This is a genomic window from Vibrio sp. V39_P1S14PM300 (genome assembly GCF_009904765.1).
Taxonomy (GTDB): Bacteria; Pseudomonadota; Gammaproteobacteria; order Enterobacterales; family Vibrionaceae; genus Vibrio; species Vibrio proteolyticus.
In genome coordinates this window covers 1-14,538 of record NZ_WXWP01000218.1, presented here as the reverse complement: position 1 = coordinate 14,538, position 14,538 = coordinate 1, and the positions used below count along the sequence as shown (strand labels likewise).

The 14,538-nt window shown below is 50.4% G+C and carries 12 protein-coding genes and 2 tRNA genes; 10 read left to right on the top strand and 4 right to left on the bottom strand.

What is annotated here, in order from left to right; genetic code table 11:
* Positions 1–86 precede the first annotated feature (86 nt).
* The 5 genes from CAG65_RS11085 (at position 87) to CAG65_RS11065 (ending at position 5,326) form a co-directional block, all read left to right on the top strand.
* Positions 87–2,411 (top strand): FdhF/YdeP family oxidoreductase, encoded by a 2,325-nt coding sequence (locus CAG65_RS11085; protein WP_161453662.1) that lies wholly within the window; start codon positions 87–89, stop codon positions 2,409–2,411.
* Between the two features lie 85 nt (positions 2,412–2,496).
* Positions 2,497–3,861 carry a cytochrome ubiquinol oxidase subunit I gene (locus CAG65_RS11080; RefSeq protein ID WP_161453661.1) on the top strand — a complete coding sequence of 455 codons (1,365 nt, stop codon included), beginning with the start codon at positions 2,497–2,499 and terminating at the stop codon, positions 3,859–3,861.
* Positions 3,862–3,872: 11 nt separating this feature from the next.
* Complete coding sequence (gene cydB, locus CAG65_RS11075) at positions 3,873–4,889, top strand: cytochrome d ubiquinol oxidase subunit II (RefSeq protein WP_161453660.1); 1,017 nt, start codon at positions 3,873–3,875, stop codon at positions 4,887–4,889.
* 250 nt (positions 4,890–5,139) lie between these two features.
* A tRNA-Leu gene (locus CAG65_RS11070) sits at positions 5,140–5,226 on the top strand.
* 26 nt (positions 5,227–5,252) lie between these two features.
* Positions 5,253–5,326, top strand: a tRNA-Cys gene (locus CAG65_RS11065).
* A gap of 49 nt (positions 5,327–5,375) precedes the next feature.
* Here the strand turns inward: CAG65_RS11065 and CAG65_RS11060 are convergent.
* Together CAG65_RS11060 and CAG65_RS11055 are read right to left on the bottom strand one after the other, a co-directional pair.
* Positions 5,376–5,813, bottom strand: a complete 438-nt coding sequence (locus CAG65_RS11060; RefSeq protein ID WP_021705159.1) for a DUF4174 domain-containing protein — start codon at positions 5,811–5,813, stop codon at positions 5,376–5,378.
* Positions 5,814–5,948: 135 nt separating this feature from the next.
* Entirely contained in the window at positions 5,949–6,125 is a 177-nt protein-coding gene (locus CAG65_RS11055) for a DUF2986 domain-containing protein (protein ID WP_161453659.1), read from the bottom strand.
* A gap of 76 nt (positions 6,126–6,201) precedes the next feature.
* On the opposite strand from CAG65_RS11055, the gene CAG65_RS11050 reads away from it, so the two are divergent.
* Positions 6,202–6,723 (top strand): GNAT family N-acetyltransferase, encoded by a 522-nt coding sequence (locus tag CAG65_RS11050; protein ID WP_161453658.1) that lies wholly within the window; start codon positions 6,202–6,204, stop codon positions 6,721–6,723.
* Entirely contained in the window at positions 6,716–7,099 is a 384-nt protein-coding gene (locus CAG65_RS11045; RefSeq protein ID WP_161453657.1) for a nitrous oxide-stimulated promoter family protein, read from the top strand. Before CAG65_RS11050 ends, CAG65_RS11045 begins: the two co-directional genes overlap by 8 nt.
* A 10-nt stretch (positions 7,100–7,109) precedes the next feature.
* Here the strand turns inward: CAG65_RS11045 and CAG65_RS11040 are convergent, their stop codons facing one another.
* Together CAG65_RS11040 and trxC are read right to left on the bottom strand one after the other, a co-directional pair.
* On the bottom strand, positions 7,110–8,270 hold the full coding sequence (locus CAG65_RS11040; protein WP_021705163.1) for an MFS transporter: 1,161 nt from the start codon (positions 8,268–8,270) through the stop codon (positions 7,110–7,112).
* A gap of 202 nt (positions 8,271–8,472) precedes the next feature.
* Positions 8,473–8,907 carry a thioredoxin TrxC gene (gene trxC, locus CAG65_RS11035; protein ID WP_161453656.1) on the bottom strand — a complete coding sequence of 145 codons (435 nt, stop codon included), beginning with the start codon at positions 8,905–8,907 and terminating at the stop codon, positions 8,473–8,475.
* Positions 8,908–9,030: 123 nt separating this feature from the next.
* Here trxC and CAG65_RS11030 point away from each other — a divergent pair, with 123 nt between their 5' ends.
* The 3 genes from CAG65_RS11030 (at position 9,031) to CAG65_RS11020 (ending at position 14,431) form a co-directional block, all read left to right on the top strand.
* Positions 9,031–10,116 carry a ketoacyl-ACP synthase III gene (locus CAG65_RS11030; RefSeq protein ID WP_161453655.1) on the top strand — a complete coding sequence of 362 codons (1,086 nt, stop codon included), beginning with the start codon at positions 9,031–9,033 and terminating at the stop codon, positions 10,114–10,116.
* Positions 10,117–10,226: 110 nt separating this feature from the next.
* The gene (locus tag CAG65_RS11025; RefSeq protein WP_161453654.1) at positions 10,227–11,375 is read left to right on the top strand and encodes an exonuclease SbcCD subunit D; all 1,149 of its coding nucleotides are present in this window, start codon (positions 10,227–10,229) and stop codon (positions 11,373–11,375) included.
* Positions 11,372–14,431 carry an SbcC/MukB-like Walker B domain-containing protein gene (locus tag CAG65_RS11020; protein ID WP_161453653.1) on the top strand — a complete coding sequence of 1,020 codons (3,060 nt, stop codon included), beginning with the start codon at positions 11,372–11,374 and terminating at the stop codon, positions 14,429–14,431. The genes CAG65_RS11025 and CAG65_RS11020 overlap by 4 nt, the downstream gene beginning before the upstream one ends.
* Positions 14,432–14,538 lie beyond the last annotated feature (107 nt).

Here is a 14,538-nt window from a genome sequence, read left to right as displayed (position 1 = left end):
AAGCACAAGTGGTCGAAATAATATTTGCCATCGCTCATCGGTAAATAACGCATCGTTCATTGAAATTCCTAGAGAGGAGTGTCGTCATGAACCAAAAGGAACACATTAAAGCGTATCCCGGACCAGCAGCCGGCTGGGGCGCGCTCAAAGCGGTCACCAAAAGCTGGTTAGGCAGTGAGAATGCGTTTCGTAACCTGAGAGCGATGTTGAAAACCAACCAGAACGGCGGCTTCGACTGTCCGGGATGTGCGTGGGGTGAATCGCCGGAAAGCGGGATGGTGAATTTCTGCGAAAACGGCGCAAAAGCCGTCAACTGGGAATCCACCAGCCGTCTTGTGGACCCGGATTTCTTTGCTAAATACAGCGTTTCGGAACTGGCGAAGCAAACCGATTACTGGCTGGAATATCAGGGCCGCCTGAGTCATCCGATGCGTTATGATTCTGAAACCGATCACTACGTCGAAATCTCCTGGGACGATGCGTTTGCGATGGTCGGACGCCACCTCAACGCGCTGGCGTCTCCGGACGAAGCGGAATTTTACACCTCCGGTCGCGCCAGCAATGAGGCGGCGTACATTTATCAACTGTTTGTGCGAGCGTTTGGTACCAATAACTTCCCTGACTGTTCAAACATGTGCCACGAAGCCAGTGGGATTGGCATGTCCGACACCATCGGGGTCGGCAAAGGGACGGTGGTATTTAAAGATTTGGAATTGGCGGATGCGATTTTTGTCATCGGCCAGAACCCGGGGACCAACCACCCGCGTATGCTTGAACCTTTGCGTGAAGCGGTAAAACGCGGCGCGCAGGTGATCTGTCTGAACCCGCTCAAAGAACGTGGTTTGGAGCGTTTCCAACACCCACAACACCCGATTGAAATGCTGAGCAACGGCTCGGAGCCGACCAGTAGTGCCTATTTCCGCCCCGCTTTGGGCGGGGATATGGCCGTGTTCCGCGGTATGGCGAAGTTTCTGCTGCAATGGGAGCGCGAAGCGCAAGCATTGGGTGAAGCGCCGGTTTTCGACCACGATTTTATTCGCGAGCACACGACGGGCGTGGATGCTTACTTAAACGTTGTCGATCGTACCTCGTGGAAACACATTACTCAGCAATCGGGTTTGGGGCTCGATGAAATCGAAGTGCTGGCACGCATGTATCGCCGTGCTGAACGCGTGGTGATGTGCTGGGCGATGGGGCTGACTCAGCACCGCCACTCCGTGCCGACCATTCAGGAAGTGGTGAATTTACAACTGCTGCGCGGGAACGTCGGCAAACCGGGTGCCGGGCTGTCGCCGGTGCGTGGTCACAGTAACGTGCAGGGTGACCGCACGATGGGGATTGATGAACAGCCGCCGGAGTTTCTGTTGGATGCGCTGGAAAAACGCTTCCAATTCAAAGTGCCGCGCGAACATGGTCATAACGCCGTGCTTGCCATCAAGGCGATGGAAGAGAAGCGCGCCAAAGTGTTTATCGGCCTTGGCGGTAACTTTGCGCAGGCGACGCCGGATACACCACGTACTCATGATGCGCTGCGCAACTGCGAGCTGACCGTACACATCGCCACCAAACTGAACCGTTCACATCTGGTGACTGGTCGCGATGCGTTGATCCTGCCATGCCTTGGCCGTACTGAAATCGATATTCAGGCCAACGGCCCGCAGGGCGTGACGGTTGAAGATACTTTCAGCATGGTGCACCTCTCCTATGGTCAGCTCAAAGCGCGCTCGCCATCTCTACGCTCTGAGCCTGCGATTCTGGCGGGGATTGCCAAAGCGACACTGGGTAATTTCCCAATCGACTGGGATTGGGCGATCGCTGATTACAGTCACATTCGTGATTTGATCGCTGACACCATTCCCGGGTTTGAAAACTTCAATCAGCGTTTGCAGCATCCGGGCGGTTTTTACCTGGGTAATACGGCGGCCCGTCGTGAATGGAAGACAGCCAGCGGGAAAGCGCAGTTTGCTGCGCCAGCGTTGCCGGATCAACTGGTGAACGAAAACGTGATTCAACGCGGCGATGCGCCGGATCTGATCCTGCAAACCCTGCGTTCCCACGATCAGTACAACACCACGTTGTATGGGCTGGATGACCGTTATCGCGGCGTGTTTGGCATGCGCGATGTGGTGTTCGTCAACGCAGAGGACATTCGTCGTCTGGGCTATGAACCGGGCGATAAAGTGGACTTGGTGACCTTGTGGGACGACGGGCTGGAGCGCCGTGTCAGCGGTTTTGAACTGGTGGCGTATGACATGCCAACCGGACAGGCCGCGGCGTATTACCCGGAAACCAATCCGCTGGTACCGCTCGATAGCTACGGCGATCGCACCTTTACGCCGACCTCCAAGTTTGTGGCCATCAAACTGGAAAAAGTCAAACCAAGCAGCGTGATTCCAACCACTGCACTGTAATTCGGTTTACTTCTATTTATCTCATTGGCCCTGCTTGGTGTTGTGCGGCAGGGCCAGCGACCTCTGAAAGATTAAGGATTCTGGTATGTTTCATTTAGAGGCTCTCGACCTGGCGCGCATTCAGTTTGCGTTCACGGTGTCGTTTCACATTATTTTCCCTGCCATCACCATTGGGCTGGCCAGTTTTCTCGCGGTGCTGGAATGGCGCTGGATGAAAACCGGCAATCCGGTGTACAAAAATCTCTATCACTTCTGGTGCAAAATTTTCGCCGTTAACTTTGGCATGGGCGTGGTGTCCGGTTTGGTGATGTCGTACGAATTTGGCACCAACTGGGCGCGCTTTTCTGATTTTGCCGGCAGTGTCACCGGACCACTTCTGACCTACGAAGTGCTGACGGCCTTTTTCCTCGAAGCCGGATTTTTGGGTGTCATGCTGTTTGGCTGGCACAAAGTCAGCCGCCGCATGCACTTCTTTGCCACGGTGATGGTGGCGATTGGGACGCTGATTTCAACGTTCTGGATCCTGTCGTCCAACAGTTGGATGCAGACCCCGCAAGGCATTGAAATTGTGGATGGCCGCGTGGTGCCTGTCGACTGGTTTAAAATCGTATTCAACCCGTCATTCCCTTACCGACTGGCGCACATGGCATTGGCTGCCTTCCTGTCGACGGCATTCTTTGTTGCCGCTTCAGCGGCCTGGCATTTACTACGCGGTCGCAAGAGTGCTGAAGTGAAAAAAATGTTCTCAATGGCTATGTGGATGATTCTGCTGGTGGCACCACTGCAAGCGGTGGTGGGCGATGCACACGGTTTAAATACGCTCGAACATCAACCCGCGAAAATTGCGGCGATTGAAGGGCACTGGGAAAACAAACCGGGCGAAGCGACGCCGTTGATCCTGTTCGGTATTCCGGATATGGACGCGGAGAAAACCCGCTTCAGCCTTGAAGTGCCGTATCTGGGCAGCTTAATTCTGACCCACAGTCTGGAGAAACAGATCCCGGCGCTGAAAAGTTTTGCGAAAGAAGACCGACCCAATTCAACCATCGTGTTCTGGAGTTTCCGCGTGATGGCTGGCCTTGGCATGTTGATGATTCTGTCTGCCCTGACGGCGTTGTGGCTGCGTCGCAAAGGCAAGCTCTACAACACCAAACTGTTCCATCGCTTTGTCCTGCTGATGGGGCCATCGGGACTGATTGCGCTGCTGGCAGGCTGGTTCACGACCGAAATCGGCCGTCAGCCATGGGTGGTGTACGGCATGATGCGCACCCGCGATGCGGCATCGAACCATGATGTATTGCAGATGAGCATCACGCTGGCGCTGTTTGTCATCATTTACTTCTCGGTGTTTACCGTCGGGATCACCTACATGATGCGTCTGGTGGGCAAAGGCCCGACAGCGGTTGAGCAAGAACGCGTGAGTGATGACCCGCTCAGTCTGGCGAAATAAAGGAGCACAACATGACCGTTCAAGGTATCGATTTATCCGTGATTTGGGCCGTGATCATCGCGTTTGGCTTGCTGCTGTACGTGATTCTCGATGGCTTTGACTTAGGCTTAGGCATTCTTTTTCCGTTCATCTCCGACCCGAAAGAGCGCGATGTGATGATGAACACGGTCGCGCCGGTGTGGGATGGCAACGAAACCTGGCTGGTGTTTGGCGGTGCGACGTTGTACGCCGCATTCCCATTGGCGTATTCCGTCATTCTGGAAGCGCTGTATCTGCCGCTGGTGCTGGTATTAGCAGGGCTGATTTTCCGTGGCGTTGCATTTGAGTTTCGCTTTAAAGCGTCAGCGAAATCGCGTCACTGGTGGGATAAAGCGTTCATTGGTGGCTCGATCATGGCGGCGTTTTTCCAAGGCGTCGCACTGGGCACTTACGTCGCGGGCATTCCCGTGGTGAACCGCCAGTTTGCCGGGGGGGATTTTGACTGGTTAGCGCCGTTTCCACTGCTGTGTGGGTTGGGTTTGACGCTGACCTACGCGCTGCTGGGCAGTACTTGGTTGCTGATGAAAACCGACGGCATGCTGGAGAGCAAAATGCGCCACTACAGCCGCCCGCTGACTTACGCGTTGATCGTGATGATTGCGATGGTGGCGGTATGGACCGCGTGGTTAAACCCGCACCTGGCTGACTTGTGGCTGAGCGGTCATCAATGGGTCTTTACGGCGTCAGTGGAAGTGTTGGCGGTGATTGCCGTGGCGCTGATTCTGCGTAATCTGCGCAAACGCCACTCTTACAAACCGTTTGTTGCCACGCTGTTTTTGATTGCACTCGGCTATGTGAGCCTGATGATCAGCATCTGGCCGACCATCATTCCGCCATCGGTTGACTTCTGGCAGGCGGCGTCACCGCTTTCCAGCCAACTGTTTGCGTTGATAGGCGTGCTGTTTATCCTGCCCGTGATTCTGGCGTACACCGCTTGGGGTTACTACGTCTTTCGCGGCAAAGTGCAGGTGGGCGAGGCGTATCACTAACACCAAACGTTGATGCGAGACTGTCATCGATGACGTCTCAACACAAAGCCTCGCACTTGCGAGGCTTTGTGTTCGCGCTGGGCGCTTCTTGTGCAGTTTGAGTGTTATCTATACCAGTTGGCAGTTTGTTGGGCATTCAGTTGATAAATATGAAATATTTTGTTGACCTGAAAATTCAATCCGTTAAAGTACGCCTCGTTCCAGCGGGTTAGCCCGGTAGGGAATGGTGTTACCATCGCATATCTGCGTTGCCCTGGTGGTGGAATTGGTAGACACAAGGGATTTAAAATCCCTCGGCGTTCGCGCTGTGCCGGTTCAAGTCCGGCCCGGGGCACCATATCTCTGATTAAGAACAATTTGAAAGGCGCGTTGGCAGAGTGGCTATGCAGCGGATTGCAAATCCGTGGACCTCGGTTCGACTCCGGGACGCGCCTCCATTATTTTTGAAAAAGCCTCGGTGTATACCGGGGCTTTTTCATTTTAGGCTTAAGCGGAACATGGGCTAGAGCGGGTTTTCATCTCACGCTTTCTCATCGGCATTGCGTCAATCGTTTGAGAGACTTCTTTCCAGTTGGTTTTTTTCCCCCATCTGAGCTTTTCGTTGCCGTCTTTGCCAATCAAAACAGCAGTGTGCTCTTTTTCGTTGGCGCCGTATGCGCGAAACAGGGCAGGGATATTAAATTCTTCTTTAACCCAGCCCGGGATCGTGAAGCCATCGGCCGTGACCACGATGGTGACAACATCACGATCTGAAAGTTGGCATTCATTGATCAGCGCTTCCATCAAAAATTGCTGAACGTGTTCATCGTTAGAAGGGGCAAAGTAGAGCACGCTACGGTGGCTCCAGTATTCCGCATTTGCCGGATATGCAGCGACCAGGCTGGTGTGCAAACACAGCAGAGTAGTAATGATTAATCGAAGCATATACGCCTCCCGGGTAAAGCTACATTCCTGTACTCATACGTTCAGTTTAGAAAACAGGAACACTTCATGCTGTAGTCCGGATGGACGATTTACGGTGTACAGAGACACAAAGGCCAGCATTTTGCTGGCCTGAGATTACTGTTCCTGCACGTCCTGAATATCAGGCTGCGTATCACTAGCGACTTGTTCTGCTTCCAGTTTTTCACGCTCAGCTTTCGATATATAGCGAGGTTTATTGCTTTTATGCAGCTTGGAGTTTTGCTTCTTTTGCTTAGCTTTGAGAATCTGGTTGATTTTCTTTTTGCGGTTCATTTGATCTAGGTATTAGGCATTTCGGACGCGTGAGGATATAGTTTTTTCTTTCTGGTTACAAACTCTGATTCTGTCTATGCAACCACTCGAAACCACACGCCTGCGTCTGCGCTTTATTACGTTTGACGATGCGCCCTTTATCCTGAAACTCTACAATACCAGTGGTTTTCTGCGCTTTGTCGGAAACAAGCGTCTCAGTACGGAACCTGACGCTGAACACTACATCGAGAACGCCTTTTTAACGATGGAGAGGGACAAGGGCGTCAGTCTGCTGGTGGTTGAAGAGAAACAGACATCAACCCCGATTGGCGTATGTGGCCTTATCAAGCGAGAGGTGCTCGATGCCTATGATGTTGGCTACGGGTTCTTACCGCAGGCGACTGGAAAGGGTTACGGAACGGAGTCTGTGCTTGCTGTGATTCGTTATGCGGAGCAGCAGGAACATATTGACGAGTTGGTGGCAATCACGACGGCTGACAATGAAGCCAGTAAGGCGCTGCTGAATAAAGCCGGCTTTCAGTTTGCCAAAACTCAACAGGTTCTTGAGGACGGGAGGGCGTTGTTGCTGTATTCGTTGACGATGAGGCAATATGACTGAGAATAATGAGATTTTTAACGGCGAGTTATTAAAAGAGTTCAACACCGTAAAAGCCATGATCTGGATTTATTGTCGCGACAAGCATGGTGCCCGTCAAATCTTGTGTGAAGAGTGTGACGCGCTATTGCGCTACGCGGAGCAGCGACTGGATCGCTGCCCTTATGGAGCAGCCAAACCGACCTGTAACCGTTGCCCGATCCACTGCTATAAACCGGAGCCAAAGCAAAAAATGCAGGCCGTGATGCGGTATGCAGGCCCGAGAATGTTATTGCCTCACCCGATTCTGGCAATCCGCCACCTGATACACGAAAGGCGTGCAGTGCCGGACAAACCGGTACCACACGCCTCCAATCGTCATCGAAGGATGAAGCGTTAAGTTGATCCTGTTAGTCGCCGGCAACCAAACGACGTTTGGTTTTGACACTGGCCAGCAACATATAGATGCAAGTCGCCAACAATGCCGCAAACAAGTAGCCCATCAAACCTTGTTGTGAACGCATGAAGCTGTCAGCCAGAATCGGACCCACAACAGACCCGATGCTGTAGCTAAATAGCATGACTTGAGTCACCGCGACTATTTTAGATGGCTCCATCTTGTCACAGCCTAAGTTGATCGCGATAGGATACAGAGCAAACGTCGCCATACCCAGCATAAAAATGCACACCGCCAACACAGACAGGCTGCCGTCCAACGTTGTAATCGCTATCGCGCCAACACCCAGAAGACAGAACATGGCCATCAACAGCGTGCGGCCGAGGAATTTGGATGCCCAAGGCACCATAGGTTGAACGGCCATACCACCCAGTATGATCAGAGCCATAAGCGTACCCAAGTCCTCGTTGCTTATTCCACGATGCGCCAGTTCAAGGGGCATGAGGCCGTAGATTGCGCCAAGCGTTAAACCGGAAACCACGCAGCCGATGATCGCAGCATGATTCATTTTACTGATCTGCTTGAATGACAGACGGGATGGCTGTTCGCTTTCTGGCTGATCGGATTCACCAAAGACAAGCACAACCACCGCCAGCAACAGCAGTGTAAAGATCGCAATAAAAGGCACACCGCCTTCAATACCGAGATAACCGATGCCCAGTTGACCGATAGATGAACCGCCATAAAGTGACGCCATATAAATACCCAGACGGCGAGCGCGGCCTTTCTCATCCCCATGCAACAGCCAGGATTCTACAATCACAAACACGCCAGCTACAGCGATACCCGCGATAAAACGTGCAGCCAACCAAATGGTTGCTTGTGGCAATAAAGGAAGCACAAGAATGGTCGCGATAAATGCACTCAGGCACCAAACAAATGCTTTGCGGTGTCCGCATTGATGCACCAGAGGTTCGATAACAATCGCACCAACTAAGAGACCTGCGTAGAAAACACTCGCCAGCCAGCTGGCCAACTGACTATCAAGACCATAATGAGGCAAAACCAGAGGAATTAAGCTCATTAGGTAGCCAGAAGCTACAGCATATAGCGATAACGCAATAACAGGCACGGATATGCGTGCTTTTTGCGCAGTTTCAAAAGTGTTTTCCACCGCTGGATCCCCAAAAGAAAAGAGTCAAGAACATTATGATTTTCGGGGCGACTATGCAGATTTCACAGATAAGGGTAAAACGAAAAATATCGAACTTTACGATAAAAATTATTTATCGTAACTGAGTGTGGAGTAATCATAACAAAAGTCGGCATATTTAGTGAAGATATGCCGACTTTTTATGCATTTATATGAGATGGTGTTATTTAGAGGCTGCTGAGTTAAGCCATTGATCAAATTGTGACTTTGGTAGAGCGCCATTAACCATATCGACTCTCTGACCGTTCTTAAATACCATTACTGTAGGAATGCTGCGAATCTGATATCTTGCCGCAATGTTTTGCTGAGTCTCTGTATCGACTTTAATAAATCGCATCTGACCTTTTCGCTCTGCGGCAACATCAGCAAAAATAGGTGCAAATCCCACGCAAGGATTACACCAAGGCGCCCAAAAATCGATCACGACAGGTTGTTGGCTAGTAAGTAAAGCGTCCAGGTTGGCTTCAGTACCTTCAATAGGGGCGCCGTCAAACAGAGGTGACTGACATTTACCGCAGATTGGGTTTTCTGAAACACGTTCTACTGGTACTCGATTCAAACCATGGCAAGACGGACAACGGCTGTTAAATGTAGACATAACTTTCTCTCGAAACTTTCATTTGTTATCGGTTGAATTATGACATGAATCTTAAATAGAGCGTATCGGTACGCCGCGATACTGAGTATACTTCGGTGAAAAAGATGTATAAAAAGGTTATTAATGACTCAATATTACGCAGAAATTACCGGTTGGGGTAAATGTCTCCCGCCGGCTACGCTCTCCAACGACGACCTCAGCACTTTTCTCGATACTTCGGATGAATGGATTCGCTCTCGTACCGGCATCGAAAACCGTCGCATCAGCCATGTAAACACTTCGGAAATGGCGACCGTTGCTGCAAAACACGCTTTAGCGTGTGCTGGAATCAGCGCGAATGAGATTGATGTGCTGATTGTTGCGACCTGTTCACCGGATTCGCTCATTCCTAACATTGCATCTAAAGTATCGCAAAATCTGGGCATGAAAGCGGCGGCTGCATTTGATCTCAATGCCGCTTGTACCGGATTTGTCTACGGGCTCGAAACGGCGACTCGCCTGATTCAGGCTGGCAACTATCGCAATGCCCTGGTTATTGGTGCAGAAAGGCTGTCATTCTTTATTGACTGGACCATGCGTGATACTGCTGTCCTGTTTGGTGATGGGGCAGGCGCTGTAGTGCTGAGCCGCACAGAACAGAAAGCCGGGTTGCAAAGTGCACAATTAGGCTGTGATTCTGCAGGTCGTGACATCCTGGCGGTACCCAAGTTCGGTACATCGATGGATCGTTTTGCTGCGGACAACGGTTACTGGGAATTCGACTTTATCGGTAAAGAGATTTTCAAACGTGCGGTAAAAGGCATGGGAGCGGCAGCCCAGAGTGTATTGTCTCGTTCCGGTTTGTCTACTGAAGAGGTTGATGTCGTGATTCCTCACCAAGCTAATATCCGGATTATTCAGACGCTGTGCGATCTATCCGGTATCAGCCAGGAAAAGGCGTTTGTGAACATTCACAAATACGGTAATACTTCCGCGGCAACCGTGCCTATTGCCTTATGTGAAGCGCTTGAGCAGGGAAAAGTGAAACCAAATGACGATTTGCTTTTGGCCGCATTCGGTGCTGGATTGACCTGGGGGGCTGGGCACATAAAATGGGGTGAGCGTGTCACGCCGATAGGGCAAAGTGATGCAGCTCTTCCAGAGTGCCCACACAGTGCACTTGAGCTACTTGCCAATGCAATTGAGCATTGTAAAAGTAAGCCAGAGTAAAAACCCGACCGTCGCCGCCAATTTGTGCGGCGACTGTGTTTTTGCCTAGGGAAAGCAAACCTCTGCTGGTATTATCCACCTCTAAAGTAAAGTATAACGGCACGTCTTCAATGAAGTTTCTTCACACCTCCGACTGGCATCTTGGCCGCCAATTTCACAATGTCTCTCTTCTTGATGATCAACGCGCAGTGATAGAACAGATCATCGATTATATTGCCAATCATCCGGTTGATGCTCTAGTGATTGCTGGTGATATTTATGATCGTTCGGTTCCACCGACCAGCGCCATTGAGTTGCTGAATGAGACCGTCAACCGGATTTGTGGTGAACTCAATACGCCAGTCATTCTGATCTCTGGCAATCATGACGGCGCACAGCGGCTGGGTTTTGGTGCAGAGCAAATGCGCCATGCCGGTCTGCATATTTTAAGCAGTTTCGATGATCTGTTGAATCCGGTGGTTATTCACTCTGAGACGAGCGGAGACGTTGCATTTTACGGTATGCCTTATCACGATCCGGAACTGATCCGACATTTGTATCAAGAGAGCGTCTCCGATCATGATGAAGCTCATGCATTCCTTTCTAAACGAATTCAAGAGAGTTGGAACGTGGACCAGCGTCATGTGCTGATCAGCCACTGTTTTGTCGATGGCGCCATCGAGTCGGAATCCGAACGTCCGCTATCCATTGGTGGCTCTGATCGAGTCAGTCATGAACATTTTGTTGAATTTGATTACGTAGCGCTGGGCCATTTGCATCAACCACAACAGAAAGGTGAAGAGTACATTCGCTATTCAGGTTCATTGATGAAATACAGCTTTTCTGAACAGCATCAGAAGAAGGGGATGACATTGGTTGAGTTGGACGAGAAAGGCTTTAAGTCGGCAACTCACATTGATCTGAAAGCGCCTCATGAAATGCGAATTATTGAGGGTGAACTGAATGATATTATTGCTCAGGGAATGACCGACCCGAACAATCACGATTATGTGTTGATTCGCCTGCTGGATAAGCATGCGATTCTCGACCCGATGGAAAAGCTGCGTAAAGCGTATCCGAATGTGCTTCATTTGGAAAAGCCCGGCATGTTGATTGGCGTGGATCAAGAAATGGGTAGAGCCAGGCTAGCTAGAGGTGAAATTGATATGTTTCGGGATTTCTTTCTGGAGGCCAAACAGGAATCATTGACACCTGCTCAGGAAGAAGCAATGGCCAGTATTATCAGCAAGCTAACTGGTGATAAGGAGGTCCGCTCATGAAACCGATCAAACTAATACTTCAGGCGTTTGGTCCGTTTTCGGGACAAGAGCAGGTCGATTTCACCAAATTGGGTGCCTCTCCGCTGTTTTTGATCAATGGCCCGACCGGCTCTGGAAAAAGCTCTATTTTAGATGCTATCTGTTTTGCACTCTATGGCGAAACCACAGGCAGTGAGCGGACTGGTGATCAAATGCGTTGCGATCATGCTGAGCCTAACACACTGACCGAGGTCAGTTTTGAGTTTTCTCTTGGCAGTAAAGTCTACAAGGTTGTTCGGACGCCCGATCAGGAAGTGCCCAAAAAGCGAGGTGACGGTACCACGAAGAAAACGCACACAGCATCACTGTATCTGGTTGCGAATGGAGAGGAGCAACTCATCGCTAGCCGCCCGACTGCGGTGTCTAAAGAGATGCTGTCTATCATTGGTCTGGATGTGAAACAGTTCCGCCAGGTCATGGTGCTACCTCAAGGAAAGTTTCGTGAGCTATTGACCGCGAACTCAAAGGAACGCGAACAGATTTTTGGACAGCTATTCCAAACACACATTTACACTCAGATCGAGAAAGCACTGTTTGATCGAGCTGCCGGTATACGAAAAGAAAAAGATGAGTTTGATAACCAGATTAAAGGGGCACTGGATGTCGTCTCGGTCAACAGCGAAGAAGAGCTTCAGGCAGAAAAAGCGCGTTTGGCTCCTATCTTGAGCGGAAGTGACCAGCAATATCAGAATGCCCAAAAACAGTTAGATCATACCAAGCAGCAACACTCGGCTGCCTTAGAGCTGAGTCACCAGTTTGCCCAGAAAGCGAAGTTGGATGCGGAATTGAAAGAGCATCTGGCTAAACGTGAGGGTATCGATAAGTTACGTCTGCAGAAACAACAGGCGCAAAAAGCCATGCAGCTTGATCGCCCATACGATCAGATGAAGAGTGCTGAGAAACAGTGCGAGACTGCCAGAAATAGTATAAAAGATAAATCTCTGCTTCTGGAACAGGCTCAGCAGCAGCTAAAAGACGCGGAGAGTGCGTATCAGGCAGCCGAGAAAAATAGCGAGCAGGTCAGTGAACTCAATCAGCAACTGTTCCAACTGGAGTCAGTAGGCAAGAAATTCGCCGCGTTGAATGAGCAACAAAAATTGCTTGAAAGTGCTAATCAAGCCTTTGTCGCAGCCACTTCGCATCATCAGAAATCTGAGCAGACATTTAAGCACCTGGATACTCAACTTCAGGCGAAACGAACTGAGCGTGAACAAGCACAGCAGCAAAGTGCGACGCTGGATGGTAAACGACTGTCCCTCACCAATACCATTGAGCTGATTGATCTTCGCCTGAAACATCAGCAACTCATCCAGCGCCAGAATGCTGAGTTACAGCGGTTCCAGCAAGTGGAAAAGCAGTATCAAGCCGCTCAAGAGCAAACCAACCTTGCGCGTCAAACTGCAGATAAACTCGAGTTTGTCTGGCACAGCAATCAGGCAGCAGAGCTGGCGGCAAGATTGACAGAAGGTGACTCCTGCCCTGTGTGTGGTAGTCACACGCACCCTCAGTTGGCGCAGTTTATGGGTGACGCTGTAACAAAAGATCAAGTCCAACAAGCGCGTGAATACCAGCAGCAGCAAACGAACCGCGAGCTTGAACAGGCAAGTTTACGGCAAAAGCTGGAAAGTGATTTACAGTACTTGCAGCAGGAAGCCGTTCAAGTCGAAGCCTCTTTGCAGCAGAAAGAAGCAACGGATTTGGAAACGTTACAACAACGGAAACTATCGCTGGAAAACGAAATTCAACGTTTGTCTGCTATTGACTTAGTTGCGCTAGAAGACCAGTTGCGCCAATTGGAAATCAAACTGGTTCAGGCTCAGCAAGAGCACGACGCTCAGGGACAAAACCTTGAAAAAGCGCGACGAGAGTTGACTGAAGCAGAAACCAAAGTCGCGTCGCTACAGTCGGATATTACGTCCGACTTTACGCACGTTGACCAAGTCAGACAAAAGTACAGCTCAGTTCAGAAGCAGATACAGAGCTTGACTCTGGCAGAACAGCAGGCACGTACGCGATTATCGGAGATGCAGAACCTGGTTGCGTCGTCTCAATCTGCCCATATCAGTGCCAAAGAGCAGCTTCAATCCTGGACAACGGAATTGGAACGGGCTCAGGCGCAATGGGAACACGCTTTAGCCCAGACAGATTTTCACGATGTGGACGCTTACCTAAAGGCGAAGTGGGACGAAGCCCAACACACAGCTGCAGATGGTCGCCTCCGTCAGTTTGATGAGTTATTGGCGACTCTGAAAGGGCGGATTGATAACGTTGCTCTGGCGTTAGAAGGTAAAGAGCCGCCTAATTTGGCGTCCATTGAAAGTGAATTAGCTGGAAAGCAAAAAGTGGTGAGTGGTGCGTTTGATATGCTGGCATCCCACCGCTCTCGTATGGATAGCTTGGTTCAGGTGGAACAGAAACTGGCGCGATTGTACGAGAAAAACGCCGAACTAGAAAAAGCCTACCAAGTGTACGGTACGCTCAGTGACATTGCTAATGGTCGTACTGGGGCCAAAGTCAGCCTACATCGTTTTGTGTTGGGAGTTTTGCTTGATGATGTATTGATTCAGGCATCTCTGCGCCTCAGAGTAATGACTAAAGGCCGCTATGAATTACGTCGCAAAGAGGATAGAGCGAAAGGGAATGCGGGCTCTGGTCTCGATTTGATGGTCGAGGACGGATACACCGGAAAACTGCGTGATGTGGCCACGCTTTCTGGCGGTGAATCATTTATGGCTGCATTGGCCCTGGCTCTGGGGCTGTCGGACGTGGTGCAGTCATACAGTGGCGGCATTCGTCTCGATACACTGTTCATTGATGAAGGTTTTGGCAGCTTAGATCCTGAATCCCTTGAACTCGCAATTCAGACTTTAATCGACCTGCAACAAGGCGGCCGCACGATAGGTATCATCTCTCACGTCAGTGAGTTGAAGGAACAGATGGCTTTGCGTGTGGATGTATCTTCAAGTCGAACTGGCAGTAAAATAAAAGTACTGGGAAATCAGAGTCTGGTCTATTAATCAGGATTTTTATTGTGTTAATACGCAATTACTGGCTATAAAGAAATAAAAGAATCAAAATTCAGTCACGGTTAACGTCTCATTAATAAGACGTTAGAAACTCGGTT